The organism is Posidoniimonas polymericola (assembly GCF_007859935.1).
In the GTDB taxonomy this organism is placed as follows: Bacteria; Planctomycetota; Planctomycetia; order Pirellulales; family Lacipirellulaceae; genus Posidoniimonas; species Posidoniimonas polymericola.
In genome coordinates, this window is record NZ_SJPO01000004.1 from 1 (window position 1) to 26870 (window position 26870).

The following is a 26870-nucleotide window of genomic DNA, read 5'->3' on the forward strand; positions in this document are numbered from 1 at the left end:
GACTGATCTCCGTGAGACTCCCAGTCTCGTACAGGGGACTTGCACCCCACAACAATCACGCCCGTGCCGGGCGTACACAATGCCGTGAACCGGAGGACGGCGTCGCGCGTTTGCAAATGGAAAGTCAACTCGCCGTCCCCGGTTACGGCTACCGTTAGGGCAGTCGTCTATCTTGCTGAGGCGTGCCCAACCTCAGCGACTTTGAGCCCGGATCCTTCGACGCCCAGGAGTGAGCCTCCTGCGCACCGGGGTAGCACCGACAGTCGTTCGCACCGCGGCCGGCCAGCGGGTCCGCTCGTTCGAACGATTGTCGGTGGGCGAAGCCCAAGAGGCATTGCGGCGCCGACGTACGCTTGCGGCTCGAACGCCTCTTGTCGCAATACACCGACAACTGCTCGGTCGTTGCCTTGAGGGGATGATTGTCCATCCCGTACATTGGCGGGCGGAAAATCAGCGATCCTTACTAGGCGACTTTTCTATGCGCAAGCTGGCGATGGTCCTCAACGCGGTCGTCGTGGTGTTCTTTGTGGGATTCCTTGCCTACACGGTGATTGCACGCCAACACTTAGAGTCACTCGCCCGTGAGTTTGTCGTCGAGAAGACACTTGAGTACGCCGGGCCGTTGGTGGAAGTTGGTGAGGCATCGCTTGAGTCGCCGCTTGCAAAGAAGCTCCTCTCCGACGACCAAGCGAATGCCATCCGCAGCGAGATAACTGCGTACCACGCCGACCCTCGTGGGTACGTCACCGACTTGGCCGAACGAAAGCAGGACGCCGCTCCGATCGAGAACGCCAATCCCCTGCTCAAGAAAGTTGCGTCGATCAAGAACAAGGTGCGGACCTTCTACTACGACACACTAAACGCATTGATCACCGACCTGCGAGTATTCTCGTGCTCGAATCTGATCGCCGGGCTCATTGCGTTGGGCTTGGCCTACTGCTCTCCGGGCGAGATCCGCACGCGGATCTTGCTGCTTTCGCTGGCGATGTTCGTTGCTGTTCTCTACTGCTCCTTCCTGTACCTAGATGATCTGACATTCTTCCGCATCCTCTCCCGCGCGCACTTGGGTTGGGGGTACGCCGTCGTCCTGTGCGTGGCGATCGTCAGCGTGTATCGAGACTACGTGCGTCATCTGCCCGGAGAGGAAGGGAAAGCGGCGGCTGGGAAGCCAGCAAGTATCGACGCCGATTGACGGCGGGACAGGGACTGGCGATCGCTCGTCTGGTCGGAAGAAACAGGAGGACGCAGAGAGAGCAGAGATGCGGGGTACACCAGTGCCACGAAACTCCAAACCGGGAGGCATACTCACACGCAACAGGGAGTGAGCACGCATGTAATTGGAATGCAGGGGCCCGGATTAGATGCGAAATTGCTGCAAAGGGAGCAGATTGAATGCGTGCCCGCTGATCGGCGCCTGGTGGAGTTGCTGGGACTTGCCGATTACCATGCTATAACCGGGCCCCGCCGCCCGCCCCCCTCAGACACCTTCCAGCGCACCCTGTTTCGGGAGTGAGACTAATGAAGCTGAAACTTTTCGCGGTTGCCGCGTTTGCCGCGGCAACCGCCGCGTCGTCGGCAGGAGCCGCCGGCCTCTACTTCAGCATCGACAGCTCGTCGGCGCTCTATCAACTCGATCTCTCGACCGCTGCGCCAACGCTCGTTGGAACCACCGGGGTGTCGGGCAACACGGTCGGTCTGTCCGAGTCGAACGACCCCAACATCCTGTACGGGAGCACCTGGAACGATCTCGCCACGATCGACATCAGCAGCGGAACGCACACGATTATCGGGAGTATTTCCGGCGGTGCGGAGGGCTTGGCCTGGGCGCCAGACACGCAGACCTTGTACGGCTATATCAATCGATCTTTCTTCACGCTCGACCCCTCGACCGCCAACAGATTGACTACGCTGGCCACTACTCCAGCCGAGGTTGAAGGACTCGCTTGGAGGGGCGACTCGATTTACGGGTTCGGTGGAACCGACGACACCCTCTACCGCTACTCGATCGCCGGAGACTCCTGGTCGACAGTGGGCTCCACCTCGATCCCTTTCGCGGACAGCACCGGCCTGGCGTACGACCCGAGCGTCGACCTTTTCTACGCCATCAACGATGCGGGCGGCCTCTACAGCGTAAACCCCAACACGGCCGCCAGCACGTTTATTGGCGACACGGGTTTGGGCCGAGGCGGTGGTCTGGCGTTTGTCGGCGTCCCCGAGCCGAGCGTTCTTGGCCTGCTCGCTGCCGCGTCGAGCGTCGCGACACCGCTGCGGCGTCGCCGCTAAGGAGCGGTCCAAGGGCCGCGGCTGGTGGCACTGCTTCTCGGCGCCACTGATTAGCTTGCTGACAGTGCGACGCGGGTACCAGGGGCGCGCTGCCGGACAAGCCGGACAGTGGCACGTGGTTCGCAAATCTGCCTCGCCTAATACGCCGGACCGCGGAGATCGATCACGCCGTCAGGCCAGCCCTCGTTCGTCGGGTAGCGCATCACGACCGAGTCGCCGAACGGATTGGCGGCGGGGTTGGCGGCGGGGTTGGCGGCCTGCGAGTTGACGATCGGGTTGGCGACCGTCACGGCGCCGAGGCGTTCGTAGAACGGGCGGACCGGCTCGCTGGTCTGGAACAGGGCGAACGGGAACACGCCGCGGTCGACCAAGTTGAAAGCCGCCCGCACCACCCGTGCGCCGAGGCCCTCGCCGCGCCGCGCCGGGTTGCTGCAGACCTTGCCGAGGCCCAGCACCGTGAGGTCGCCGGCTGGCGAGTGGATGGTGCGGGGCTCGATGATCGCGTTGGCGATGATCTGATCGCCGTCCCGCACGACAAACGCGCGGGGCGCCTGATCGCCGGCTCCGCCGTACGCGTCGGCCAGGTCCTGCAGCTGCCGCGCGCGGAACGCGGCGTCCTTCTCCGGCTTGGGCCAGGTGCGGTAGATCAGCTCGGCGATCGCCCGGAGGTCGGCCGGGTCGAGGGTCGCCAGGGGCAGGATTTGGTCGGTCAGGGTCATGCTAGCAGCGTCGGTCGTGGTCGTCGGCATGTTAGGTAAAGCCTACCGCGCGATTCCGGGCGGGCAAACGAAGGTTTTTCCGGGATTTTTGGCGGTCCCGACCCTCCGAGGCTGATCTGCCGTAACAGGAGGGCGGGCGCCGCGTACTAGGGGTGTGGCGCCCGACTTTTCCTGATTCCTCACCAAGCCCTCCGACGCCCATGTACGCCCTGCCTGAATCCGACAACCTGACCGACGTCCCCGAGATCCCGCCGGCCTGCCGCCGCGCTGCGAGGCCCACCGCCGCGCGCCCCACTGCCGGGCGGCCCAATACTCTGCGTCCCACAGCCCCACGACTCGCGCCGTCACGCTCGATGCTGCGGGCGAGCTACGCCGAGCTCAACCGGCTGGCTGAGGGTCTGGTGCGGGCGCGAGGCGCCGCTCGGTGCATCGACCTCCGCACGCTGGTCAACGAGGCGGCTCGCCACACCATCGGTGCGAGCGGCCTCCAGGAGATCGAAGATCCGGGCGGCTACCTGGCGTTCCTGGCCAACGCGCTCCGCGGCATGCTCGAGGCGCTCGTTGCCGAGAACTATCTGCGGACCGGCCAACGCACCGATGTCTGGCTCCACCTGCCCGGCATTCGTGGGGGAGCCGAACTCGTGACGCTGCTCTTAGCGCTCGACCGACTCAACAGCCGCAGCGCCCGCCACTGCCAAGTCGCTGTGCTTAAACTGTTCGGCGGCTTGAGCGACGGCGAGGTCGCCGTGCAGCTCGGGCTGACCGAGGCCCGCGCGCGGATCGGCTGGCAGCGGGCGAGCGAGTGGCTGTCGCTTACTTGTTCAGCACCGCGGCAGTGAAGTTGGCGCCGGTAGTAGCCGGGTCCCAGTTCCAGGCGTCGCCGTAGCGGCGTTCGTAGTCGCGCCAGATCTCGAACCAGTACGCCAGGAATTGGTACGGCGCGAGCGGGTCGTACCGCGCGTGGATCAGCGGGTCGAGCAGCTTGTCGTTCTTCGGGCGCTCGGCCCCGGTCACGTGGCAGTAGTGCCGGTAGGTCTCCGTGTCGATCGGCAGGTGGTCGTAGCGGCCCAGGAGCTGCAGCATGTTGGCCGCCGCGTAGGGGCCAATCCCCTTGAGCTCGAGCAGCCGCTCGCGGAGCTCGAGCGTTCCGCGTTCGGGGTGCTCGAACCAGTCGGGATCAACGTCGCCCCGCTCGAACGCCCGGGCGAGATTGATGATCCGCCCCGCCCGGTAGCCGACGCGGCAGCTCGCCTTGAGCCGCGACGGGGTGAGCCGGGCGAGCTGCGCCGGCGTGGGGAAGGCGCCCTGGCCGACCTTTTCGACCAGGTGGCGGTTCATGCTGATCGTGTTCCGCCACGTGACGTTGCAGCCGGTGATGGTCTTGACCAGGTCCTCGAAAAGTGTCGGCGAGCGGAACATGCGGCCGAACCCCCGCCGCCGTGCGGCCGGGCAGAGCCGCCGCCAGTCGGTCAGGTCCTCGTCGATGCGGAGCATCCGCGTCACCGCCGCCCGCACGCGCTGCTGGGCGGTGCGGTCGAGCAGCGCGTCGCAGGCGACCCGCAGCGGGGCGCCCGGCCCACCGGGCTGGGTCAGCGTGACGCCGACCGTCTCGGCCCCGAGGGTCAGTGGCCGGTACAGTGTCTGGTCGGCGGGCCGCCAGTCGTTGGGGGCCAGCAGGAAGTAGCCGTAGGAGCAGACCGCCCGCTTCAGCTCGAAGTCGGCCGGCACACGCAGCGTGAGTCTGGAAGGCATTTTCTGGCGAGTGAATTGAGGTGAGACGCAGGTGGTTGTACCAAATTCCGTCCGGTCCGCCCGCAACCCTTTCCGGCGTTTCGGGGCACGGATAAACTGACCGGATGCTCAGCCCAACCTCATCGCAGCTCCTCGAAGGCGCGGACCTCGACGCGGCCCTGGACGACCTGTCGGCCACCGGCGCCGACTTCCACCGCCGCGGCTGGTCGCTCGGCACCAGCAGCAACTACAGCGTGCTGGTCGGGCGCGACCCACTGGAGCTGATGGTCACCGTCAGCGGCAAGGACAAGGGCCGCCTGGGCCGTGGGGACTACGTCCGCGTCGGCGCCGACGGCAAGCCGGTCGAGGCCGGCGCTCCGTCCTCGTCGGCTGAGACCATGCTGCACGTCGTGCTGGCCGAACAGCCCGGCGTCGGGGCGGTGCTGCACACGCACTCGCCCGCCGCGACCCTGCTGTCCGACCGCTACGCCCGCGACGGCGTGCTGCGGCTGTCGGGCTACGAGATGCTCAAGGGCCTGGCCGCGCACGGCACGCACGAGTCAACCGAGCTCTGCCCGATCTTCGAGAACACGCAAGACATCCCGACCCTCGCCGAGCAGGTCCGCGAGCGGCTCACCGACGCCGAGCACCCGCTGCGTCACGGCTTCCTGATCCGCAAGCACGGCCTGTACGCCTGGGGCGCCGACATCGCCGAGGCCCGCCGCCACATCGAGGTGTTCGAGTTCCTGATGGACTGCGAGCTGCGCCGGCTGAGCCTTAGCTAAATTCATTCACCGCCAAGACGCCAAGAACGCCAAGCAACTTGTGCCAGCCTGAACTTGGCGGCCTTGGCGTCTTGGCGGTTAAAAACTGATTGGAGTTTCCCATGGCGACCGTAACCGTAGCCGACGACAACCGCCGCATCGAAGACCCCGAGGCGATCCGCGAGTTCCTCGCGCCGTTCGGCATCTGGTACGAGAAGTGGGACGTCGAGGGACGCCTGGGCGACTCGCCGACCGACGAGCAGATCCTCGCCGAGTACAAGCCGGAGATCGACCGGCTGAGCGAGCGGGGCGGCTACGTCACGGCCGACGTCATCAACGTCAAGTCGGACACGCCGAACCTCGACGCGATGCTCGCCAAGTTCGACAAGGAGCACACCCACAGCGAGGATGAGGTCCGCTTCACGGTCGCGGGCCGCGGCGTGTTCTGGATCAGCCCCGACGAGGGTCCTGTCTTCTCGGTCGAAGTCACCACCGGCGACCTGATCAACGTCCCCGCCGGCACAAAGCACTGGTTCCACCTCTGCGGCGACCGCCAGATCCGCTGCATCCGCCTGTTCCAGGACCCCAGCGGCTGGACGCCTGAGTACATCGAGGGCGGCGTGCACACCCAGCACCAGCCGGTCTGCTGGGGCGGCAGCTACCTGCCGAAGGCCGAGGGGATCAAGGGCGCGGTGAAACTGTGATCAACGCCCAGGCGGCCGGCGTGCTGATGGACGTCGAGGGCACGACCTCGTCCGTCAAGTTCGTGTACGACGTGATGTTCCCGTTCGCGCGGCGTGAGCTCGCCGCGTACCTCGCGCAGGCTTGGGGCGAGCCCGCCTGCCAGGCCGCGTGCGAGCAGATCGCCGCCGACGCCGGGCACGCGTCGCTGGAAGCCTGGTCGTCGACTGCCGACGCCGCTCCACGTGACTTGGTAGAAACCGAGGCGACCCGCCTGATGGACGCCGACCAGAAGGCGACCGGCCTGAAGCAGCTGCAGGGGCTGATCTGGAAGAACGGCTTCGACTCCGGCGAGATGGTCGCCCACGTCTACCCCGACGTGCCGCCCGCGCTCGACCGCTGGCGGGCCGCGGGCGCCGACCTGCGGATCTACTCGTCCGGCAGCATCCAGGCCCAAAACCTGTTCTTCGGCCACACCCAGCAGGGCGACCTGCTGCCGCTGCTCTCCGGCCACTACGACACCACCACCGGCCCTAAGCGCGAGGCCGCCAGCTACACCTCCATCGCCGCCGACTGGGGCCTCGCGCCCGCGTCGATCCTGTTTCTGAGCGACATCACGGCCGAACTCGACGCCGCCCGCGACGCCGGCCTGCAAACCGCCCTGCTCTTGCGTCCCGACAACGCGCCGGTCGAACCAGGGCACGGGCACGCGGAGGTGTCGAGCTTCGGTGAGATCGAAGTGCGGCCATAGTAGCTCGACGCTCCGCGTCGAGTCGCTGCCGGCCCGCCCGCACATCAAATGAATGAAGCCAGGGCACATCCCGCAGCGTTCGCGCTGCCTGGAGAGTCTGGAATAGTCTCTCGTGCGTTCGGATCGAGCGACACGACGCGGAGCGTCGTGCTACGATGGGGTCCGCGTTGCCAGCCAGAGTCACACAGGTGATCTGGGCCGGAAGGCTCGCGATTGTAGACCGACATGGTGACTAGACTGCCCCTATCCGTTCCGCGCACTTCGCTCTCTCGTGAGCTTCAAATTCGTAGATATTCCGAACTGCCCCGCGGCTGACGACGGGCGCGTTCGTGTCGTCAAAACGTTACGGCGGGCGAAGCCGTTGGAATTTGCCGCCGAAGACCTAGCTTTCGCCTTTCCGGGGAGCGTGGGCGGGCTTCGGTATTGCCTCGAGATTGGCGCCACTCGTCAAACCGCGGGTGCGATAGAAGTTCGAAAGAACCTACAGCTTGGGCCGATACGCACCTACCTTGCCACGGCGTTTGTGGATGGCTCGACATTGGAGATCGTGGAGTGGAGCGATACCCCCAACCTGTCTCGTGTCTATCGTGACTCACTGGAGATTGGCGCCATCGAGATCGCCGAACACCGGAAGGTGCTGGCGGTCGCTTTGCCATGGCGTTGGAATATTTCGCTTGGCGACCGTACCTTTGGGACTGTTGAGCGGAGCATGGTTGTGAACGCCGACAGTCTGTGCATCGATCGTCTCGGCGGCGATGCTCTTCCGCTGCGAGTTGCGAGGGTCGATTCCCTCGTGAATGCGATCGACATCTTACTCCGCCTGTTTACGCCGGCTGGTTTCCTACTTCCGACTCCAACGAATGGCGATCTCGTGTTGAGGCGCCACGACGCCCAACTCGACTTAATGCAAGCGTGGCTCTATTTCGCAACGGCGGTCTATTTCAGGATGTTAGCATTCGACCTCGATTTCAGCTGATCCCCGCCCCCCGGGCTAGAACGGCGTGACGGCTCGGAGAGCCGTCGGTACATTCAGCGGCGCCGCCCCTTTCCTTGGCGACTTGTCGGTTCAAAACCTCCCCACTGCAATTCCCGCAGTGCAACCGCCCGGCCGGCGCATTACAATGCCGCGACTACCACAGGCCTAACGCCCCTCACGGCGCCCCCGGAGTCGCGATGCTGCTCGAGACGCTTGACCTAGTCATTATCGCCGCGGTGATCGCGGTCACGGTGCTCGTGGGGCTCTGGTCGAGCCGGCAGGCGGGCAAGAACCCCGACCAGTACTTCCTGTCGGGCCGCGGCATGTCGGGGTGGCTGCTGGGCATCTCGCTGGTCGCCACCACGTTCTCGACCGACACGCCCGGGCTGGTCACCGAGCTGGTCCGCACGCAGGGCGTGGCGGGCAACTGGGCGTGGTGGGCGTTCCTGCTGACCGGCATGCTGACCGTGTTCCTGTTCGCCCGGCTGTGGCGGCGGTCGGGCGTGGCGACCGACCTGGAGTTTTATGAGCTGCGGTACCACGGGCCCGCGGCGCGGCTGGTGCGGATGTTCCGCGCGCTGTACCTGGGGCTGGTGTTCAACGGGCTGGTGATGGCCGGCGTGTCGATCGCGGCAATCAAGATCGGCCACGTGATGCTCGGGTTTTCGACCACCGAGGTGCTGCTCTACGGCGGGCTGACGGCGCTAATCCTGAGCACGATCGGCGGGTTCCGCGCGGTGGTGCTGACCGACTGCCTGTTGTTCGGCGTGGCGATGGCGGGCTCGTTTGCGGCCGCGTACTTTGCGGTGCAGCACCCGGCGGTCGGCGGCTTCGGCCAACTGTTCAACCACCCGGAAGTGGCCGCCAAGCAGGCGATCTTGCCGCCGTGGGACTGGAGCACCGAAGAGTCGCGGAACCTGCTGATGACGGTGCTGCTGATGCCGCTGCTGGTGCAGTGGTGGAGCGTCTGGTACCCCGGCGCCGAGCCGGGCGGCGGCGGCTACATGGCGCAGCGGATGCTGGCCGCGAAGAACGAGAACCACTCGGTCGGCGCGGTGATGCTGTTCAACGCCGCCCACTACGCGCTGCGGCCCTGGCCGTGGATCGTGGTGGCGCTGGCCTCGCTGGTGGCGTACCCCGAGTTGGCCGACCTCGAGCGGGCGTTCCCCGACCTCGACCCGGCCAAGCTCGGGCACGACCTGGCCTACCCCGCCATGCTGACCCAGGCGCCCACCGGCTGGCGGGGCGTGATCCTGGCGTCGCTGCTGTCGGCGTACGTGTCGACCATTTCGACGCAGCTCAACTGGGGCGCGTCGTACATCACCTACGACTTCTACAAGCCGCTGACCGGCGGCGCGGCCTCCGACAAGCAGCTGGTCGTGGTCGGCCGGGTCACGACCGTCGTCATCATGGTGCTGACCAGCCTGCTGGCCGTGTACCTGCAGACCGCGCGGCAAGGGTTCGACCTGCTGCTGAGCGTCGGCGCGGGGACCGGCCTCGTGTTTGTGCTCCGCTGGTACTGGTGGCGGATCAACGCGGTCAGCGAGATCGCCGCGATGATCGGCTCGGTGCTGGTGGCCGCCTTCTTCCAGTTCACCAAGCACGACTTCGCGCCGTGGCAGGTGATGGGGCTGAGCGTCGGCGTCACGACCCTCATCTGGCTCACGGCGACCCTGCTTACCCGACCGGAGCCCGACGCGACGCTGTTCTCGTTCCTCAGGTTGATCCGGCCGCGCGGGCCCGGCTGGAAGCGGGTCTACGACCGGGCCGCCGCCGAGGGGCACGCCATCGAGACCGACCCGCGCGACTCGATCCGGCTCGGCCTGCTGCGGATGGCGCTCGGCATTGCCGCGATCTACGGCGCGCTGTTCGCGATCGGCAAGGCGTTGTACGGCGAGTCGGCGACTGCGGTCGCCTTGGCGGTAGTGGCAGTCGTCGCGGGCGGGGCCCTGGCGGTGAGCTTCCGTCGCGGCGCGGCGGTGGTTCGCGGCTAGTTGCGTGGGTGGGGCAAGATCGCCTGACCGGCGGCGAACCACCCTCCAGAGCCGCTCAACCCTACGCACTCGGACACCGGAGCCCCTGCCTTGATCCGCCGCACCGCCCTGCTGCTGCTCGTCGCGCCGTTGATGGCCGGCTGTTTCGTCTCCGGCTCCAGCTACCGAGCGAGCCTCGCCTCGCAGTTGTCCAAGTCGGACGGCTCGACGCTGCGGGTCGAGTGTGTGACCGACACGCCGCACGACGCCACCAACATCTCGTCGACAATGACGCCCCGGCCCGGGGTCACGGTCGTCATGGACGCCCGCACGTTCGTGGTCTACGAGGACCGGGTGACGCTCAACGGCGAGCCGATCGCGGAGCTCAAACCCGCCGCGAATAAGGTGCGGATCGAGATCGACGCCAACGGCTACGAGCTGCTGGTTGATGGCCAGCAGGTCGCCGCGGCGGATTGAGTGGCGGCTAGCGAGCGGCCGCCTTCAGCTCGGCGAACCTAGTCCGCATGGTTTGGAGCCGCTTGGCGTGCCGCGGGTCGTTGACGAGGTCTTTTTCCTCGAGCGGGTCGTCGGCTAGATGAAAGAGCTGCTCGACGCCGTGCGCGGGCCAGTAGAAGTACTTCCAGTCCCGCTCGACGAGGGCCTCGGAGGCAGGAATGAAATCTTTGCTGCGGATGGTGGGGTGCTCGTAGAAGAAGTCGTGCCGCCAGTCCGCGGCTTCGCTCGTCAGGTAAAGCGGCGCGAGGTCCTCGCCCTGCATCCCGGCCGGCGCGTCGTGCCCGGCAGCGGCCAGCATGGTCGGCGCCAGGTCGATGCTGAGCGTGAGGGCATCGCTGACATCGCCCCGCCGGTCGTCTGGCAGACGCGGGTCGAGGAGAATCAGCGGCACGCGGATGCTCTCTTGGTGCGGGTACCACTTGTCGGCCAGGCCGTGCTCGCCGTGGTAGTAGCCGTTGTCGGTCGTGAAGATGACTAGGGTGCGTTGCAGCTCACCCTGCCGACGCAGCTCCTCGACCAGCCGCCCACACACGGCGTCGACCTCGGTCGCCAGGCGGTAGTAGTTCTTCATCATCCGCTGGTACTTGTCGGGCTCGTCGAATCGCCAGGTCCAGCGGTTCCGCCCCTCGTTCTGGGCGTCGAAGAAGCGCGGCAGCCGCTCCCAAGAATCGCTGGTCGCGTTGGTCGGCGGCTCGACGAACGCGTCCTCGTACAGCGATAGGCTGCCGGGCTGCGGCAGGTACTGCTCGGGGTTGTGGTCCTCAGCATGGGTGGCAAAAAACGCCACGGTCAGGCAGAACGGCTTGTCGTCCGGCCGCGTGGCGAGAAACTCCAGCGCGTCCTCCTCGTTCCGCTGCGTGACGTGCACTGGGCTGCCGTCGGCGCGTTGGCACCAATGCTTGCCGTGGTACGAGCGGCCGAAGTCGTAGCGCTCTGCCGGGAACAGGCCGTTGTGCCACTTGCCGACGTGGCCCACGTGGTAGCCCGCGGCGCGGAGCAGGCCGGGGTAGGTCTCGGCCCACGGCGTATTGAACCGGGAGAACCCGCGACAGCCGTTCCGCGACATGGTCTGGCCGGTAAGGAGGTTCGCTCGGCTAACGCCGCAGATCGAGGTCGTGACGCAGTTGCGCGCAAAGCGGACGCCACCGGCCGCCAAGCGGTCGAGGCACGGCGTCCGCACGACCGGGTTGCCGGCCACGCCGAGCGTGTCGTGGCGCCAGTCGTCGGCGTAGAGCAGCAGGATGTTGAGCGGCTCACGAGAGGCAGCCGGCGGGGCCGCCGCCTGCAATTGAGCGGCGGTCGCCATCAGCAACGCAGCGCCACCCCAGACCAACCAGCATGCCCGTTGGACGCTTAGCAATCTGGGCCAAAGCCAATGCATCGGATACCCAATTTCTAGTAGAAAAGAGCCACCTGCTACAATCCAATAGGGGGACGCGCCGCCTGCCGTACTCTACACATCGAATCTCTGCGAGATCCGGGCCTCTGCCGATCGGGTTCTCGCTCCAACCAACCTTCGCTGCTTCCGACTAATGTCCGAGTTAGCGCGCACGAGGGGACAAAAGTCGGGCGGTCATTTGCCGCCGGTGAGGATCTAGACCCTTCGTTTGCAGCGCGAAACGAGCCCTCCGGCTCGAAATGGAATCCGACTTTTGTCCCTATAAACCGATGCGCTAGTTGTGGACAAAAGTCTGCGGCGGGCGGCTACTCGTCGCGGAGCACCGAGCGCTCCCCGCCCTCATATTGCGGTCCAGCAGTTGGCGCCACGGGGGGCTGCGGCTTGGCGGGCGGCGTGCTCGAGCCTGCTTGCGGGCCTGCCTGCGGGGCCGGGATCGCCTCGAACTGGGCCTCGTCGAGCGGGCGCCGTTCGAAGCGGGGCGCCTCGGTCTGAGCGGTGTCGGCGGCTGCCTCATCCGGGCCCGCCTGTGCGGGTGGCGCCTGGCCTAGATCGGTCGAGGCGATTGCCTGCAGCGCGGCGCGTGTGCGTTGGAACTCGTCGAGGCTCGACACGGCTTCAAACTTCGGGTCGGCGGCGACCGAGTCCATCCGGCGGAGCAGCCGCTCGGTCTTGGCCGGGTCGGTCAGCTCACGCTGGTCGAGGGCGAAGTACTTCTGCCAGCCCTCGCCGCCGTTGAACATATCCAGACGGTCGTTTAGTCCGGCGTGGGCGACCGCCAGCTCGCCCTCGAGCCCCGCACGGGTGGCGCTGGTCGGCTCAAAATTGGGAGCGAGGTTGTAGGCGGCGGTAGGCGCCGGCGCGTACTGCTGGTCGGCGGGCGACGGGTCGTACTCGTTGTCGGCCGGCGTCGGGCCGTAGAGCGCAGGCGAAGCAGGCCTGACCGACGAGGGGGCCTGCACCTGCACATTAACGCCCGGCCAGCCGTAGCGGGCGCCGTAGGCCCGCGGCGACGGGAACCCATACGAGAAGCCGGGCGCCCGGACCGAGACGCCAACCCCCGGCGCGACCGCGACTCCAACCCCAGGCGCCCCGTACATCATTGCGCGGCGGCGGTAAAACCGCTGAGCGTCGGCCTCGCCGGCGAACAGGAAGACAACGGCAATGGTCAGCAGGGCACGGAACAGCATAGGGGACCTCGGTTCGCAGATTCGAACGGGTAATTTAGGCGGGCTTTAAGCCCACTATTGTAGGTCGCGGGCCACCCAGGGGGCAAACCGCGGTGGCCCGATTGCCCCAATTGGGGGTCCGCCAGTTAGCGGAGTGCAAAACTTACGCCGGTTTCGCGACCAGCCGGTTTGTCCTCGGGGGGGCGCTCTGATACGCTCCGCTGCATGAGCAACGCGTCCGACAACACGATCGATATCCGCCGCCTGATCGACGAGGCGCCGGTGCATCATGTGCACTATTTGCCGGAAACCGATTCCACCAACGAGGTTGCGCTGCATCGGGCGGGCGAAGTGGCCGCCGACCAGTCTGAGCTGGTGCTGACTAGCCGACAGCTGCGGGGGAAAGGACGCGGCGAAAACCGCTGGCACGCCGGCGAGGGCGCCCTGACGTTTTCGCTGATCACGCCGCGGTTGAGCCTGCCCCGCGAGCAGACACCGCGGATCTCGCTGACGGCCGGGCTGGCAATGTGCCACGCGGTCGAGCAGTTTGTCGGCGGCGGCCATCCGCAGCTCAAGTGGCCCAATGACGTCTTCCTCAACGGCCGCAAGGCAGCCGGCATCCTGATCGAGTCGCCGGGCGACTCGGTCGATCGGTTCGTGATCGGCATCGGGCTGAACGTCAACAACCCGCTAACTGACGCCCCCGCCGAGGTCCGCGACCTGGCGACCTCCCTCTCCGAGGCGGCCGGGCAGTCGCTGCCCCTGACCGACGTGCTGATCGCCTGCCTGCAGCAGCTCGACGCGTGCCTGAAACTGCTTCTCGCCGGCTCGGAAGAGCTCGCCCGCGGCTGGCGGTCGGCGTCGCTGCTGGACGGGCGGAAGGTGCGGCTCGCGCTGCCGACCGAGGCGATCGAGGGGGTCTGCCGGGGAATTGGCGACGACGGGGCCTTGCTCATCGAAACGCCCTCGGGCGAGCGGGCCTGCTACGGCGGCGTGGTCGAGCGGTTCGAGTGAAACAGGCCGGCGGGGCGGATTCAAAGAACCCTCTCGGCCAACTATCCTAGGGACTCTCCGAGAGCCCACACATCTCTTTCAGGTTGAGTGCATGGCATTGCTGCTACCGATTCTGGCCGAAGCGAGCGGTTGGCAAGGCATCGTGGAAGGCCGCGGGTTGGCGATCTCAGTCACCGGCATGCTGATTGTCTTTGTCGCATTGGCGACCATCAGCACCTTTATCGCGATGCTCCCCAAGCTGCTGGCCCTGATCGAGCCGATCTTCCCCGAGTCGGCCGGCCATCACCACGCCTCCCCGGCGGCGCCGCAAGCCCCGGCCCCAACGGCGGTGCCCGCCACGGTTGTCGCGGTCGCCGGGTCGCTGCCCGCCGCTGGTCCGGCGCCGGCCCAGCAAGACGACGGCGCCGTGATCGCCGCGATCGGCTACGCGGTGCACGCCAGTTCGTCCGCGGGCAAGGGAGCAAAGGCCTAGCATGGATATCTTCAAAGGCTTTCTCGAAACGACCGCGTTCGCCCAGCTCACGTTCGGCAACGGGATCATGATCCTGATCGGGCTCGTGTTCATCGCGCTGGCGATCATCAAGGACTACGAGCCGCTGCTGCTCCTGCCGATCGGCTTCGGAGCGGTGGTCGGCAACATCCCGACCGACCCCAGCATGGGACTGAGCGTGTACGACTCGGGCAGCGTGCTGAGCTACCTGTACTTCGGCGTCAGCCAGGGCATCTTCCCGCCGCTGATCTTCCTGGGGATCGGCGCCATGACCGACTTCTCCACGATGCTGTCGAACCCAAAGCTCGTGCTGCTCGGCGCCGCGGCGCAGATGGGCATCTTCCTGACGCTGCTCGGCGCGATGTGGCTCGGCTTCACGCCCGAGCAGGCCGGCGCGATCGGCATCATCGGCGGGGCCGACGGCCCAACCGCGATCTTCCTGGCGGCCAAGCTGGCCCCGGAACTGCTCGGCGCGATCGCGATCGCGGCCTACAGCTACATGGCGCTGGTGCCGGTGATCCAGCCGCCGATCATGAAGCTGCTGACCACCCGCCAGGAGCGGCTGATCCAGATGAAGTCGCCGCGGCACGTGTCGAAGCGTGAGCGGATCATCTTCCCAATCGCCGCGTTCCTGATCTGCACGTTCATCGCCCCCGGCGCCCTGGTGCTGATCGGCATGCTGTTCCTCGGCAACCTGCTGAAGGAGAGCACCGTGACCGAGCGGCTGGCCAACACGGCCCGCACCGCGATGATCGACATCGTCACGATCCTGCTCGGCTTCTCGGTCGGCGCCAGCACCAAGGCCCAAAACTTCCTGACCGAACAGTCGCTGCAGATCTTCGGCCTAGGGGCGCTGTCGTTCGCCATCGCCACGGCCAGCGGCGTGCTGTTCGCCAAGTTTATGAACCTGTTCCTGACGCACAAGATCAACCCGCTAATCGGCGCCGCCGGCGTGTCGGCCGTGCCCGACTCGGCCCGCGTCGCGCAGATGGTCGGCCAGAAGGAAGACCCCCACAACTTCCTGCTGATGCACGCGATGGCTCCGAACGTGGCCGGCGTGATCGGCTCGGCCGTGGCCGCCGGCGTGCTGTGGTCGGTGCTGACCGGCTAGGCCGCCCGGTCGGCCAGGTACCGCCGCAGCCAGCGGGTCTCGGGCCCGAGCCAGATCGGCCCGGTGAAGTTGAGCCCGCCGACAACGATCACCAGGGCGTTGAGCACCGCCATGCACATCCACGTGACGTCGCCGTGGAGGTCGGTCTTCTCGTCGGTCAGGATGACCACCAAAAACACCAGCAGGAACAACCCGACTCCGCGGAGCCCGACGACGGCCCGCACCGGGCGGTCGCTGTCGGGGCGGACGGTCGCGTGTTCTCCCCTAGGCTGGCGATTACGGTCGGCGGCTCGGTGGTGGAGGATCTCCCAGACCGTGTCGGCCACCCTCAACAAGGCGTAGCCCAACAGGCAGGCCAGCAGTCCCGGGGACTCGAGCGTCGCGAGGTCGAGGCCGGCCTCGTGGATCAGCGTCATGACAATCAACAGGGTCGAGATGCCGCCCATCGCGAAATCGACAAAGACGCCGCCGAGCGGGTCCCACTTGGCCCGCAGGTGGGAGGGGTGGGCCGCGTGGCTGCCGTTGCGGAGCGCGTCGACCACGACCCAGACGTGCCAGTCGTCGTACATGGTGGCGGCGAACGCCTCGGCCCGCTCCCGGAGCAGCAGCACCTTGGCGGCGTCACAGAGGATGCCGACCCAGGCGCCGACCAGCAGGAAGACCATCATCTCGACCGCGGACCAGCCCCACCAGCCAAGACCCACCAGCGGCACGGCGCCGGCCAGCACGGTCTGCAGCCCGCCGGTGACTTCTTCCCACATGTAGGCCCCGCCCCGCCGGGCGAGCGCAGCGGCGGCGTTCGCGTGGAAGCGTTCGAGGTCCGCCTGGGTGAGCGGGATCTTCTGCTCAGACTTCTTGCTGCGCGCCATCTGCGGGCCCCGGGAGCGTCGTCGCCAACCACAAGGTACCCCCGCTACTCAACATCCGGCAATCCGGTCCGCCAACGCGGCCGCGTCAGGCGGCGTTCTTGGCGCCCGACTCGCTGTTGAGCTTGTTGTACAGCGTCTTGAGGCTGATGCCGAGCTCCTCGGCCGCCTTCGGCTTGCTGCCGTCGTGGCGTTCGAGCGACTCGTGGATGGCCTCCATCTCCATGTCGCGGAGCGTCATCGGCCCGCGGCTCTTGGCGGCGCCGGTCAGCTGACGCTTGCCGAAGTGCCGAGGCAGGTGCTCGGCGTAGATCGGCCCCTCGTCGCACAGGATCGTGGCGTGCTCGATCACGTTGGCCAGCTCGCGGACGTTGCCGGGCCAGACGTGCGAGGTGAGGGCCTCGATGGCGTCGTCGCTCAGCTGCTGCTGGATTGGCTTCGCTCCGGGGCGGAACCGCTTGAGCAGGTGCACGGCCAGCTCGGGGATGTCGGCGGACCGCTCGCGGAGCGCCGGCAGGTGGATCTCAAAGGTGTTGATCCGGTACATCAGGTCTTCGCGGAAGTCGCCCTCGGCGACCATGTCCTCGATGTTGCGGTGCGTGGCGCAGACCACCCGGACGTTGATCGACACGGTCTTGTTCTCGCCGACGCGGCGGATCTCGCGGCTCTCGAGCACCCGCAGCAGCTTGGCCTGCATCGCCTTGGGGAGCTCGCCGATCTCGTCGAGGAAGATGGTGCCGCCGTTGGCGACCTCGAACAGGCCGACGCGGTGCTCGTCGGCGCCGGTGAAGGCGCCCTTGGCGTGGCCAAACAGCTCGCTCTCGATGAGGGTCTCCGGCAGGGCGCCGCAGTTGATCGCCACGAACGGCGCGGCGGCGCGGTCGCTCTGGTCGTGCACGGCGCGGGCGACCAGCTCCTTGCCGGCGCCGGTCTCGCCACGGATCAGCACGGTCGACTCGGTCGGGGCGACCCGGGCGATCAACCGCCTGACCTGCTCCATCGGCTTGGAGTCGCCGATCAGCTTCGGCGCGCCCTCGATGCTCTCCAGCCGCCGCTTGACCGCGTGGTACTGCTTGGTGAGCTTCCGCTTGTCGCTGACGCGCCGCAGCAAGGCCTCGATCTCGACCAGCTTGCACGGCTTGGTGAGGTAGTCGAAGGCGCCGTAGCGGAGCGCGGCGATGGCGCTCTCGGTGGTGCTCTTGCCGGTCAGGATCACCGCCTCGGTGTCGGGCGACTGCTCCTTCAGTTTGGCGATGACGTCGATGCCGGTCAGGCCGGGCATGTCGAGGTCGACGATGATGCAGTCGTAGTTGTTCTTCTCGATCGCCGCGACCGCGGTCTCGCCGTCGGGGCAGACCGTCACGGTGTGGCCCATGCGCGGCAGCTCGAGCTTCATCAGCTCCTGGAGCGACCGCTCGTCGTCGGCGAACAACAGGGCCAGGCCTTCGGGCTTTTGATTCGAATCAGACATCTTCGTGAGCTTGGCGGTTGACGGGGTGTGGTTAAGTCAGTTTAGCGGCTAGGCGGCGGCCGCGAGCGGCGCTGCGGGCAGCGTCACGATGAACTTGGAGCCGGCCCCGGGGCCGTCGCTGGCGGCCTCGATATCGCCGCCGTGCTCCTGGACAATCCGGTAGGTGATCGACAACCCGAGCCCGGTCCCCTGCCCTCCTCGGCGGCGGGTAAAGAACGGCTCGAACAGGTGCTTGATGACCTCGTCGCTCATGCCGCAGCCGTCGTCGGAGACCACCACCCGCGCGCCGCCCGCGTGGGGCTCCACGCCGACCGTGACGCGGCCGCCCGGGTCGAGGCTGTCGAGGCCGTTGGTCACCAGGTTGAGGATCACCTGCTTCATCTCCTGCGGGTTGACGTCCGCGACCACGGCGGGCCCGTCCTGCAGCAGGATGTGCTTGTCTTGGTAGCGGCCGAGGTGCTGCACCATCTCGATGACTCCGGAGGTCAGCTCGCGCAGCTCCGAGGCGTGCTTCTGCGAGTCGCCCATGCGGGAGAAGTCGAGCAGCTTCTCGGTGATCTGCTTGCAGCGGAACGCCTCGCGGCCGATCATCTCCAGGTAGCTGCGGACGACGTCCCACTCCGGGCTGCCGCTCTGGTCCGCGTTGACCAGCTCGGCGAGCCGACCCTCGAGCGACTCGCTGCACATCGCGATCGACGCCAGCGGGTTGTTGATCTCGTGCGCGACGCCGGCCGCCAGGAAGCCGACGCTCGCCAGCTGCTCGCTGCGGACCACCTCCTTGGTGCGTTGCTGCACCTGGCGGTCGAGGTCGTCGCGGGTCTCCTTGAATTGTGTCGTCATGGCGTTCATGGCCTCGGCCAGCTCGCCCATCTCGTCGGAGGTGTTGAGCTGGACGCGGTGCTCGAGGTTGCCGGCGCCGACCTCGCGGGCGCCCTCGACCAGCCTGTGCAGGGGCCGGGCGACCGCGTGGCGGAACACCTGGATCGACATCACCATCAGCGCGGCCGCGATGACCGCGGTGATCCACGCCAGGGGGATCGCCACGTGGTACTGCGTGCGGACCTCGCCGGCCAGCGTGTGCAGCCGGCCGTGCAGGTGGCTCGGCAGCTCGTCCACCAGGTCGCGGAGCTGCTCGATCGAGCCCTCTAGCTGCTCGAGCTGCGCGGAGTCGTCGTTCAACTCGTCGAGCAGCATCGAGTCGTCGAGCCGCTGGTCGCGGATCGTGGCCAAGATCTCCTCGACCCGGATCAGCGTGGCGCGTTCGAGCCGGTCGTCGCCGATGCTCGAGCTGTCGTGCAGGCGGTTCTCGTCGAGCTGCTCGCGGTACTCGGCCAGGGTGTCCTGGAACTGCTCGAAGCGGCTGCGGTAGCGCTCGCGGAGCAGCTTTAGGTCCCACGGGTCGTCGCCGGCCTGGGGCACCTGAGAGAGCAGGTAGATTTTTTCCTCCGCGAGGTTGAAGATCCCCGCGGTGTTGTCGGCTGGGTTCTGGAGCTCCTCGGAGTCGTCCGACAAGTCGAGCGCCCCGGCGGCGCCCCCCTCGGCGAGCAGGTTGGGCTGCAGCGCCTTGTCGCGGTCCATGGCTGCGATCCGCTCGCCCGCCTGGGCGAGGACGACGCGCAGGTCGCCGACGTGGCGACTCAGCTCGTTGGCGAGCGGCAGCTCGGCGGAGCGCGCGCTGAGCGTCTTGACCAGCCCGCGGTAGGCGTACAGGCCGTAGATCGCCGCGATGAACAGCGTCAGTGTGCTGACCGCCAACAGCCCGAGGCCGATGCGTAGCTTGTCGCGGATAGGCAGGTGTGAGAGCACGGTGCGACCTCCTTGTCGCTGCTTCTACGTCGCCGCTTGTCAGGTGGCGGATGAGCGTCGCGGCGGCCATCTTCCGTGATGCCGGGTCGCGACGGCGGGCAGTGTATCAGGGATCGTGAAAAACTTACAACAACAGAAACCGCTGCCCGTGGCGGGTCGCGGCAATTCGCAGCTCAGGCCCGGCCCCATTTCGGCAGCCAGGCGGTGAACGCCGAGCCGAGGGCGGAAAGAATCCGGTCGCGGTCGCAGATCACCGCCCGCATCAGGAGGGCCCCGGCCGCTAGCAGCACCAGGTTGCCGGCCCAAACCGCCTGGGGCGGGAACTTTCCCCCCTTCGCCTGGTCGACGCTGACCATCAGCATCGGGTAGTAGACGATCAGGATCGGGGCGAAGCAGACGAAGAAGCTCGCCAGGAAGTCGCTCTTCCGCAGGATCATCGCCACGGGGACGCCGACCATCGCAAACGCCAGGCACGAGAACCCGCCCGCCCAGCGGCGGTACGGCTCGACGTGCAGGCGGTTGAGGACAAAGTACGCGCCGTCGAGGTCGCGGCCCCGCTCTTCCCACGACGCCCGCGAGACCTGCTCGAACTCGCCGGTCAGCATGGAGTAGGCGGCGCGGGCGGACATGTCGTTGTTGATCTGCTCGATGTCGCCCTCGGTGCGGAGGATCGCCGGGCCGATCTCGGCCAGCGAGTACGTCGAGGGGCTCCGCCCGCTCGACCGGTCGTCGCCGAACAGCACGTCGAGGTCGATGACATGCTCAAACTTCTCTGGGTAGGCGACCGTGGTCGGGCCGTCGACCATGGCGTTGTAGAATTGGATTACCAGCTGCCGGGAGCCGGGCTGCGAGCCAATCTCGGCCCAGTCGGCCGTGACGTTCCAGTCCTTGCCGCCCCCCTTGTCCTGCAGGGTGACGTCCGGGCGGACCAGCTTCTTGCCCTCGACCCGCTGCACGGTGATGCTGAGGTTGCGGTCGGTGTAGGCGCGGTCGACGCGGAGCTTGCCGTAGATCACCTCTTCTAGCGACTCGATGAACACGCGTTCGACCCCCATCCGCCCCCACGAGACCGCGACATCGTTCAGCGCGACCGCGGCCAGGCTGACCGCCGCCGCAAAGGCGAAGGTCGGCCAGGCGATCGCCCACGGCGAGATTCCCATCGACTTGATCGCCACGAGCTCGTTGAACGCCGAGAGCCGCCCGAACACGTTGGTGGTCGCTAGCAGCAGCGCGCCGGGCACGGCAAACTGCATCGCCTGCGGCAGGATGTAGGGCGCGAGTCGGATGATCGGCCCCGGCCCCATGCCGCGGTCGACCGCCTCCTTGCCAACCAGCGCGACGAACACCAGGGTCGTCATCCCGATGAGGGTCACCAGGAACACCTGCACAAGGTCCATCAGCACGTAGCGGGTGAGGATGCGCACGGGACGGCGGGCGGTTGCTTGGTTGAGGGGAGCGGGGACGCGGCGTGGGGCGGAGTGTAGCAAGGCTTCCGCCGCCGGTGAACGACAATCCCCCACGCTAGCACCGGCGCCGCCCGCCGGCCGGGCGGGCAACGCGCATTGACACCCCTGCCGGCGGTCTTGTACAAGCCGCGCGGTTCTAAAAATTCCGCTAAAGGTTTCCCACCCCGTGGCCGACAACGCCCCGAACACCGAAGACGCCGAGGACGCCCCACAGGCGAGCCGCATGCAGCGGCTGCGCCAGTGGAGCCGCGAGCACCCGAAGCGCACGATGCTGGTCGGCGGACTGCTCGGGCTGACCGCGGTCGCGACCATGGCGGGCTGGCTGGTGCTGGCCGACATGACCTCGCCGCACCAGATGGCCTCGGTAGAGAACGCGCTCGAGGCGCTCGACCGCGGCGAGTACGAGTACGCCGAAGACCTCGTGCTGCAGATCCAGGCCGCGGGGGTGGTGGCGGCGAACGACATCGGCGGACCGCTGTTCGTCTTGGGCTCGGTGAAGGCGGCCCGTTCCGCCGCCGAATTCTCGCCGGAACTCCGCCGCCGGGGCTACCTGCTGGCTGCCGGCTACCTGACTAAGGCCCGCGACGCCGGGTTCCCGCCGGGGCGCGAGCACGAGGGGCTGTACCTGCTCGGCAAGGCGCTGATCCGCAGCAACCAGCTCAAGCAGGGCATCCGGGTGCTCGAGGAAGCGCTGCACACCGAGCAGAACCAGATCGAGGACACGCACCGGCTGATCGCCGAGGCCTACTACTACTCCGAACGCCCCGTCTACCCGCTGGTGCTCAAGCACCTCGACAAGGCGTTGGCGACCCCCGCCCTGGAGGAGCCAGAGCGCTCACAGGCGATCATCCTCAAGTCGCTCTCGCTGGCGGCGCTCGATCAGTTCGACGAGGCCGCCGCGACGCTCGCCCAGGCGGAGCCCGAAGGGGGCGCCGCCCGCAAGCTGCTGGTCGCGTCGCAGATCGAGGTGCAGAAGCTGGAGCACGAACTGACCTCGCTCTCCCCGCCGGCCCCGGCCGAGCGTGACCAGCGGTTCGCCGACACACTGGCGTTGCTCGACAAGGCGTGGGAGGCCGACAAGCTGGCGACCCGCCGCGGAGCCAACAACTACTTCCGGGCCCTGATCAACCGCATGCAGGGCGACAACACCCAGGCCCTGGCCCTGCTGGAAGAGGTCCACCAGACCCACGGCCAGGAGCCGGAGGGGGTCGCGGCGGCGGTCGCCGAGGGCCAGTTGTACCAGGAGCTGAACGAGGACGAGCTGGCGGTGCAGAAGTACCGCGTCGCGCTCGACTCGGTCAACGACCCGGTCAGCTACCGCAGCGAGCTGCTGCCGCTGGCGCAGCTGCACACCCAGATCATGGCCGCGCACTCGTCGTTCACCGCGCAGGACAAGCACCACGCCGCGGCCGAGCTGGTCGAGCGGATGCACCCGGTCTTCTCGCGCAACGAGCAGCTCGAGATGAAGGCCGACACCTACGCCGCCTGGGGCACGCGACTGCTAGAGCGCGCTGGCAAAGAAGACTGGGCCGCCGAGAAACTCCGCGAAGAGGGTCGTGCCAAGCTCCGCGAGGCGGGCGTCAACTACGAGCTGCTCGCCGACGCCCGGTTCGCCACCAAACGCTTCACCGAGCACCTCTGGGAGGCCAGCGAGGCCTACTTCAACGGCCAGAGCTACACCAGCGCCCTGCGCGTGATCCGCAAGTACCTCAAGAACGAACCGCAGCAACGCAACGCGCTGGCCCTGCTGCGGCTCGGGCAGACCCTGCTGGCGATGGACAAACCGGCCGGCGCGATCGACGCGTTCAACGAGTGCATCGAGTTCCACCCGCGGGACGCGGCGACCTACTCGGCCCGGCTGGAGTGCGCCCGCGCGTACCGCGACGTCAAGAAGCCGGACGAGGCGCGGGCCTTGCTCGACGAGAACCTGATCGGCAGCACGCTGACCCCGCAGAGTCCCGAGTGGCGGGACTCGAAGTTCGAGCTGGGCCGGCTGCTCCACGCGCAGCAGCAGTACGGCGACGCCATCGAGCACCTCGAGGAGTGCATCCTCCGCTACCCGGACAACCCCCAGACCCGGCTGGCGCAGTACCTGGTAGCCGAGGCGTACCGCTACGCCGCGGAGGCGCCGCTGCGGCTCTACGCCGAGGCCAAGACCGTCAACGAGCGGGAGCTCAACTACAAGAATGTCAACCGCGACCTTGGCGCCGCGCTCGACTACTACGAAACCGTCCGCCGCGAGATCGCCCTGCAGAGTGCGTGGTCGAGCGACGACCGCACCATGATCCGCAACTGCTACCTGTTCAAAGGGAGCGTGCTGTTCCAGCTCGGCGTGCTCGAGCAGGACGAGGCCGAACGCTCCGCCGGCGACGGCAAACAAGAAGTCACGGCCGCCCACACGGCCAAGGCCAAAGAGCACCTGACCGCCGCGGTGCAGGCGTACTCGGACCTCTCCGCCCAGTTCCAGGACGAGCCGATCATCCTCGAGGTGCTGGTGCAGATCTCGCAGTGCTGGCGGCGGCTGGACGACCAGGTCAAGGCCCGCGGCCAGATTGTCCGTGCCCTGGGCCTGCTCGATCAGATGCCGCGGGACATGGACTTCGACTCCACGACCAACCTGTCACGCAACGAATGGACCGCCATGCTCACGGAGATGCAGAGCTGGTGATCCCCAGCGCCCAACCCGCATGACGACTCAGCCCCACACCCCAGAACGGCTCGCGGAGCTCCTCCGCCAGAAGCGGCAGGTGCTGACGCAGCTGCACCGGATCGGCGTCCGCCAGGGCGAGCTGGTCAGCGGCGGCGACGCGTCGCTGCTGCTGAAGGTGCTCGGCGCCAAGCAGACGCTGCTGTCCGCGCTGCAGCAGACCGAGAAGGCGCTGGCCCCGTTCCGCGACCAGGACCCCGAGACGCGTCCGTGGCCCACCCCCGGGCACCGCGCGGCGGCCGCCGAGGACGCGGCCGAGTGCGCGCGGCTGCTGGACGCGGTCGTGCAGATGGAACGCGAACACGAACAAGCCATGACCGCACAACGCGACCGCGTCGCGCAGCAGCTCCGCACGGCGCACTCGGCCCACCAGGCGGCGGGCGCCTACGGCCGGCAGGCCCGCCGGCACACGCCGGCCCCGCCGGTCGACCTGGGCCCGCCCAGCGAGAGCCTCGACCTAACCTCCGGAACCTGAACCCATGCAGCCCGCCAAGAAACAACCAACTGCCCGAACCGACGCGCCGCGGCTGCGCGTGGTCGGCCTGGACGAGCCCGAGGCGCCAGCAGACGAAACCAGCGATTTCGCCGGGCCAGCGCCAGCGGGCGAGGCCGGCGATTTCGACGAGCAAGCGTCAGCGGGCGAGGCCGGCGATTTCGACGAGCAGGCGCCAGCAGGCGGAGCCAATGATATCGCCGAGCTCCTGACCGCCTGGAACGACGCCACCCTGCGGCTCGAGCACACGCACGCCGTGCTGCAGACCGAGGTCACGCGGCTCAGCAACGAGCTGGAGATCAAGAACCAAGAGCTGGCAAGAAAAAACCGGCTGGCCGACCTCGGCCAGATGGCTTCCCACGTCGCGCACGAGGTCCGCAACAACCTGGTGCCGGTCAATCTCTACCTGAGCCTGTTGCGGAGGCGGCTCTCGGAACAGTCCGAGTGCCTGGACATCCTTTCTCACGTCGAGGCAGGGTTCACCGCCCTGGATGCTACCGTGAACGATCTACTTAGCTTCACCGCCCACCGTCAGCCGCAGTGGCGCAGCTTCCTGGTCTGCTCGCTGGTGGAAGAGGTGTGCGAGTCGATGGCCCCGCAGCTCGAGGCCCAGGACATCGCCATCGACATCGACGTCCCGCCCAACACGGTGCTGACCGCCGACCGCGAGATGATCCGCCGGGCCGTGCTGAACCTGGTGCTCAACGCGATGGACGTCATGCCCTCCGGCGGCGAGCTGGTCATCACCGGCTACGACGGCGTCCGCCAGTTCGAGCTCGAGGTCGCAGACAGCGGCCCCGGGCTGTCCAACGAGCAGAAGCGCCGCCTGTTCGAGCCGTTCTATACCACCAAAGACAAGGGCACCGGTCTGGGCCTGTCGGTGGTGTTCCATGTCGCCGAGTCGCACGGCGGCAAGGTGACCGCGATCAACTGCCCCGAGGGCGGCGCCGCCTTCACGCTGAAGATCCCCCGCCGCGCCATGGAGGCCGCCGCGTGAGCGACCCGAACACGCCCAACACGAACGCCTCGGTGCTGGTTGTCGACGACCACGCCGCCGCCCGACGCTCGGTCGCCGACGTGCTGTCGTGCGCCGGGTACGCGGTCGAGCAGTGCGCCAGCGCCGTCGAGGCGCTGGCCCACGTGAAGCGCGCCGAGCCGGACGTCGTGGTGACCGACCTGCAGATGCCGGGCATGAACGGACTGGAGTTCATCCAGGAGCTCACCCGCCGCCGGCACGCCTGCCAGGTGCTGATGATGACCGCGCACGCCAGCGTCCAGACGGCGGTCGACGCGATGCGGATCGGGGCTTTCGACTACATCGAGAAGCCGTTCGACGTCGACCGGCTCGAGGCGAGCGTCGCCCGGGCGGTGAGCCGCCGCGGGTTGGCCGAGGCGGCGTCCGACGCGCCGCGGGTGATCGGCGACAGCCCCGCCATGCGGCGGCTGATGGAGCAGATCCGGCTGATCGCCCCGACCGACGAGACCGTGCTGATCTGCGGCGAGAGCGGCGTCGGCAAGGAGCTGATCGCCCAGACCCTGCACTCGCTCAGCCGTCGGGCCGCGGGCCCGCTCGTCGGGGTGAACTGCCCGGTGCTGTCGGAGCAGCTGGCCGAGAGCGAGCTGTTCGGCCACAAAAAGGGCGCCTTCACCGGCGCCGACGCCGACCGCGTCGGCCGGTTCGAGGCCGCCCAGGGCGGGGCCATCCTGCTGGACGAGGTCACCGAGATCAGCCCGCAGCTGCAGGCCAAGCTGCTGCGGGTGCTGCAGGAACGCGTGTTCGAGAAGGTCGGCTCGAGCGAGCCCACCCCGCTCGACGCGCGGGTCGTCGCGGCCACCAACCGGCGGCTCGAGGACGAGGTCCGCGCGGGGCGGTTCCGGGAAGACCTCTACTACCGGCTGGCCGTGGTGCCGATCGACGCGCCGCCGCTGCGCGACCGCGGCGAGGACGTGCTGCTGCTGGCCGACCACTTCGCCGGCCAGGCCGCCGCGAGGCTCCAGCGCCAGCGGGTGGTGTCCGACTCCGCCCGCGATCTGCTGATGAGCTACTCGTGGCCCGGCAACGTGCGGGAGCTGCAGAACATTATCACGCGGGCGTGCGTGCTGGCCGAGTCCGACCAGATCGAGGCCGACCTGATCTGCCCGTGGCTGGCGGAAGAGTCGATCCGCTCTCACGAAGCAGCGGCGGGCGGGTTCCCGACGCTCGCCCACCAAACCAGCGCGGACCGGACGCTGGCCGAGATCGAACGCGAGGTGATCCTGGCCACGCTGAGCCGCAACGACGGGCACCGCGCGCGGACCGCCGCGGCGCTCGGCATCGGCGTGCGGACGCTGAGCGGCAAGCTACGCGACTACGGCGTTCCACCCGGCGAGAAGCAGCTGGCCCGTTCTGCCTGAAGCGGGCCGGCAGTGTCTGCCGGGCGCCAGCGGCAGAAGCTGCCGCTGGCAAACCAACTGGGGGGACGGCGCACAACAGGCTTGAGGTGGCGA

General features: G+C 67.7%; 24 protein-coding genes. 16 read left to right on the top strand and 8 right to left on the bottom strand.

The features are described from left to right. Positions 1 to 478 precede the first annotated feature (478 nt). Positions 479 to 1192, top strand: coding sequence for a hypothetical protein (locus Pla123a_RS09110; protein WP_146586116.1), 714 nt, complete (start codon positions 479 to 481; stop codon positions 1190 to 1192). Positions 1193 to 1518: 326 nt separating this feature from the next. Further along, the gene (locus Pla123a_RS09115) at positions 1519 to 2283 is read left to right on the top strand and encodes a hypothetical protein (protein ID WP_146586118.1); all 765 of its coding nucleotides are present in this window, start codon (positions 1519 to 1521) and stop codon (positions 2281 to 2283) included. A gap of 137 nt (positions 2284 to 2420) precedes the next feature. Here Pla123a_RS09115 and Pla123a_RS09120 read toward each other — a convergent pair whose 3' ends face one another. Then, entirely contained in the window at positions 2421 to 3032 is a 612-nt protein-coding gene (locus Pla123a_RS09120) for a GNAT family N-acetyltransferase (RefSeq protein ID WP_146586120.1), read from the bottom strand. A 170-nt stretch (positions 3033 to 3202) separates the two neighbouring features. Here Pla123a_RS09120 and Pla123a_RS09125 point away from each other — a divergent pair, with 170 nt between their 5' ends. Next, the gene (locus tag Pla123a_RS09125; RefSeq protein ID WP_146586122.1) at positions 3203 to 3841 is read left to right on the top strand and encodes an ECF-type sigma factor; all 639 of its coding nucleotides are present in this window, start codon (positions 3203 to 3205) and stop codon (positions 3839 to 3841) included. Here the strand turns inward: Pla123a_RS09125 and Pla123a_RS09130 are convergent. Next, positions 3816 to 4754: a hypothetical protein gene (locus Pla123a_RS09130; protein WP_146586124.1), complete on the bottom strand. Its 939-nt coding sequence runs from the start codon at positions 4752 to 4754 to the stop codon at positions 3816 to 3818. The genes Pla123a_RS09125 and Pla123a_RS09130 overlap by 26 nt on opposite strands. 104 nt (positions 4755 to 4858) lie before the next feature. On the opposite strand from Pla123a_RS09130, the gene mtnB reads away from it, so the two are divergent. The 6 genes from mtnB (at position 4859) to Pla123a_RS09160 (ending at position 10355) form a co-directional block, all read left to right on the top strand. Next, entirely contained in the window at positions 4859 to 5518 is a 660-nt protein-coding gene (mtnB, locus tag Pla123a_RS09135) for a methylthioribulose 1-phosphate dehydratase (protein ID WP_146586126.1), read from the top strand. Positions 5519 to 5619: 101 nt separating this feature from the next. Next, positions 5620 to 6201, top strand: a complete 582-nt coding sequence (locus Pla123a_RS09140) for a 1,2-dihydroxy-3-keto-5-methylthiopentene dioxygenase (RefSeq protein WP_146586128.1) — start codon at positions 5620 to 5622, stop codon at positions 6199 to 6201. Continuing rightward, on the top strand, positions 6198 to 6929 hold the full coding sequence (gene mtnC / locus Pla123a_RS09145; RefSeq protein ID WP_231956374.1) for an acireductone synthase: 732 nt from the start codon (positions 6198 to 6200) through the stop codon (positions 6927 to 6929). Before Pla123a_RS09140 ends, mtnC begins: the two co-directional genes overlap by 4 nt. A 271-nt stretch (positions 6930 to 7200) precedes the next feature. Next, the gene (locus tag Pla123a_RS09150) at positions 7201 to 7905 is read left to right on the top strand and encodes a hypothetical protein (protein ID WP_146586130.1); all 705 of its coding nucleotides are present in this window, start codon (positions 7201 to 7203) and stop codon (positions 7903 to 7905) included. A gap of 197 nt (positions 7906 to 8102) precedes the next feature. Further along, positions 8103 to 9899, top strand: a complete 1797-nt coding sequence (locus Pla123a_RS09155; protein ID WP_146586131.1) for a sodium:solute symporter family protein — start codon at positions 8103 to 8105, stop codon at positions 9897 to 9899. 90 nt (positions 9900 to 9989) lie between these two features. After that, the gene (locus tag Pla123a_RS09160; RefSeq protein WP_146586133.1) at positions 9990 to 10355 is read left to right on the top strand and encodes a hypothetical protein; all 366 of its coding nucleotides are present in this window, start codon (positions 9990 to 9992) and stop codon (positions 10353 to 10355) included. A 7-nt stretch (positions 10356 to 10362) separates the two neighbouring features. On the opposite strand, the gene Pla123a_RS09165 is transcribed toward Pla123a_RS09160, so the two are convergent. Both Pla123a_RS09165 and Pla123a_RS09170 read right to left on the bottom strand, forming a co-directional pair. After that, complete coding sequence (locus tag Pla123a_RS09165) at positions 10363 to 11700, bottom strand: sulfatase family protein (RefSeq protein ID WP_146586135.1); 1338 nt, start codon at positions 11698 to 11700, stop codon at positions 10363 to 10365. 398 nt (positions 11701 to 12098) lie between these two features. Beyond that, complete coding sequence (locus tag Pla123a_RS09170) at positions 12099 to 12980, bottom strand: hypothetical protein (RefSeq protein WP_146586137.1); 882 nt, start codon at positions 12978 to 12980, stop codon at positions 12099 to 12101. A 204-nt stretch (positions 12981 to 13184) separates the two neighbouring features. On the opposite strand from Pla123a_RS09170, the gene Pla123a_RS09175 reads away from it, so the two are divergent. The 3 genes from Pla123a_RS09175 (at position 13185) to Pla123a_RS09185 (ending at position 15574) form a co-directional block, all read left to right on the top strand. After that, on the top strand, positions 13185 to 13973 hold the full coding sequence (locus tag Pla123a_RS09175; protein ID WP_146586139.1) for a biotin--[acetyl-CoA-carboxylase] ligase: 789 nt from the start codon (positions 13185 to 13187) through the stop codon (positions 13971 to 13973). A gap of 91 nt (positions 13974 to 14064) precedes the next feature. After that, a complete protein-coding gene (locus Pla123a_RS09180) occupies positions 14065 to 14445 on the top strand; it encodes an OadG family transporter subunit (RefSeq protein ID WP_146586141.1) in 381 nt (126 codons plus the stop codon). 1 nt (position 14446) lies between these two features. Then, a complete protein-coding gene (locus Pla123a_RS09185; protein ID WP_146586143.1) occupies positions 14447 to 15574 on the top strand; it encodes a sodium ion-translocating decarboxylase subunit beta in 1128 nt (375 codons plus the stop codon). Here Pla123a_RS09185 and Pla123a_RS09190 read toward each other — a convergent pair. The 4 genes from Pla123a_RS09190 to Pla123a_RS09205 form a co-directional block, all read right to left on the bottom strand. Next, positions 15571 to 16443: a hypothetical protein gene (locus Pla123a_RS09190; protein ID WP_146586145.1), complete on the bottom strand. Its 873-nt coding sequence runs from the start codon at positions 16441 to 16443 to the stop codon at positions 15571 to 15573. The two genes, Pla123a_RS09185 and Pla123a_RS09190, sit on opposite strands and share 4 nt — an antisense overlap. Before the next feature lie 85 nt (positions 16444 to 16528). After that, on the bottom strand, positions 16529 to 17881 hold the full coding sequence (locus tag Pla123a_RS09195) for a sigma-54-dependent transcriptional regulator (RefSeq protein ID WP_197527872.1): 1353 nt from the start codon (positions 17879 to 17881) through the stop codon (positions 16529 to 16531). A gap of 78 nt (positions 17882 to 17959) precedes the next feature. Next, positions 17960 to 19717 carry a sensor histidine kinase gene (locus Pla123a_RS09200; protein ID WP_146586150.1) on the bottom strand — a complete coding sequence of 586 codons (1758 nt, stop codon included), beginning with the start codon at positions 19715 to 19717 and terminating at the stop codon, positions 17960 to 17962. A gap of 173 nt (positions 19718 to 19890) precedes the next feature. Further along, positions 19891 to 21141 (bottom strand): LptF/LptG family permease, encoded by a 1251-nt coding sequence (locus Pla123a_RS09205; RefSeq protein ID WP_197527822.1) that lies wholly within the window; start codon positions 21139 to 21141, stop codon positions 19891 to 19893. Positions 21142 to 21349: 208 nt separating this feature from the next. Here Pla123a_RS09205 and Pla123a_RS09210 point away from each other — a divergent pair, with 208 nt between their 5' ends. The 4 genes from Pla123a_RS09210 to Pla123a_RS09225 are packed head-to-tail and all read left to right on the top strand — an operon-like array spanning position 21350 to position 26777. Next, complete coding sequence (locus Pla123a_RS09210; RefSeq protein WP_197527823.1) at positions 21350 to 23851, top strand: tetratricopeptide repeat protein; 2502 nt, start codon at positions 21350 to 21352, stop codon at positions 23849 to 23851. Positions 23852 to 23870: 19 nt separating this feature from the next. Next, a complete protein-coding gene (locus Pla123a_RS09215) occupies positions 23871 to 24365 on the top strand; it encodes a flagellar export chaperone FlgN (protein WP_146586156.1) in 495 nt (164 codons plus the stop codon). 4 nt (positions 24366 to 24369) lie between these two features. Then, positions 24370 to 25380 (top strand): sensor histidine kinase, encoded by a 1011-nt coding sequence (locus Pla123a_RS09220; protein WP_146586158.1) that lies wholly within the window; start codon positions 24370 to 24372, stop codon positions 25378 to 25380. Continuing rightward, on the top strand, positions 25377 to 26777 hold the full coding sequence (locus Pla123a_RS09225; RefSeq protein ID WP_146586159.1) for a sigma-54-dependent transcriptional regulator: 1401 nt from the start codon (positions 25377 to 25379) through the stop codon (positions 26775 to 26777). The genes Pla123a_RS09220 and Pla123a_RS09225 overlap by 4 nt, the downstream gene beginning before the upstream one ends. Positions 26778 to 26870: the final 93 nt, after the last annotated feature.

Bases quoted from the DNA above. Each gene is read 5' to 3' on its own strand.
- mtnB (WP_146586126.1), top strand. From the start codon at position 4,859: ATGCTCAGCCCAACCTCATCGCAGCTCCTCGAAGGCGCGGACCTCGAC.
- Pla123a_RS09170 (WP_146586137.1), bottom strand. From the start codon at position 12,980: ATGCTGTTCCGTGCCCTGCTGACCATTGCCGTTGTCTTCCTGTTCGCC.
- Pla123a_RS09175 (WP_146586139.1), top strand. From the start codon at position 13,185: ATGAGCAACGCGTCCGACAACACGATCGATATCCGCCGCCTGATCGAC.
- Pla123a_RS09215 (WP_146586156.1), top strand. From the start codon at position 23,871: ATGACGACTCAGCCCCACACCCCAGAACGGCTCGCGGAGCTCCTCCGC.
- Pla123a_RS09220 (WP_146586158.1), top strand. From the start codon at position 24,370: ATGCAGCCCGCCAAGAAACAACCAACTGCCCGAACCGACGCGCCGCGG.
- Pla123a_RS09185 (WP_146586143.1), top strand. From the start codon at position 14,447: ATGGATATCTTCAAAGGCTTTCTCGAAACGACCGCGTTCGCCCAGCTC.
- Pla123a_RS09115 (WP_146586118.1), top strand. From the start codon at position 1,519: ATGAAGCTGAAACTTTTCGCGGTTGCCGCGTTTGCCGCGGCAACCGCC.
- Pla123a_RS09140 (WP_146586128.1), top strand. From the start codon at position 5,620: ATGGCGACCGTAACCGTAGCCGACGACAACCGCCGCATCGAAGACCCC.
- Pla123a_RS09110 (WP_146586116.1), top strand. From the start codon at position 479: ATGCGCAAGCTGGCGATGGTCCTCAACGCGGTCGTCGTGGTGTTCTTT.
- Pla123a_RS09125 (WP_146586122.1), top strand. From the start codon at position 3,203: ATGTACGCCCTGCCTGAATCCGACAACCTGACCGACGTCCCCGAGATC.
- Pla123a_RS09120 (WP_146586120.1), bottom strand. From the start codon at position 3,032: ATGCCGACGACCACGACCGACGCTGCTAGCATGACCCTGACCGACCAA.
- Pla123a_RS09155 (WP_146586131.1), top strand. From the start codon at position 8,103: ATGCTGCTCGAGACGCTTGACCTAGTCATTATCGCCGCGGTGATCGCG.
- Pla123a_RS09165 (WP_146586135.1), bottom strand. From the start codon at position 11,700: ATGGCGACCGCCGCTCAATTGCAGGCGGCGGCCCCGCCGGCTGCCTCT.
- Pla123a_RS09180 (WP_146586141.1), top strand. From the start codon at position 14,065: ATGGCATTGCTGCTACCGATTCTGGCCGAAGCGAGCGGTTGGCAAGGC.
- Pla123a_RS09130 (WP_146586124.1), bottom strand. From the start codon at position 4,754: ATGCCTTCCAGACTCACGCTGCGTGTGCCGGCCGACTTCGAGCTGAAG.
- Pla123a_RS09190 (WP_146586145.1), bottom strand. From the start codon at position 16,443: ATGGCGCGCAGCAAGAAGTCTGAGCAGAAGATCCCGCTCACCCAGGCG.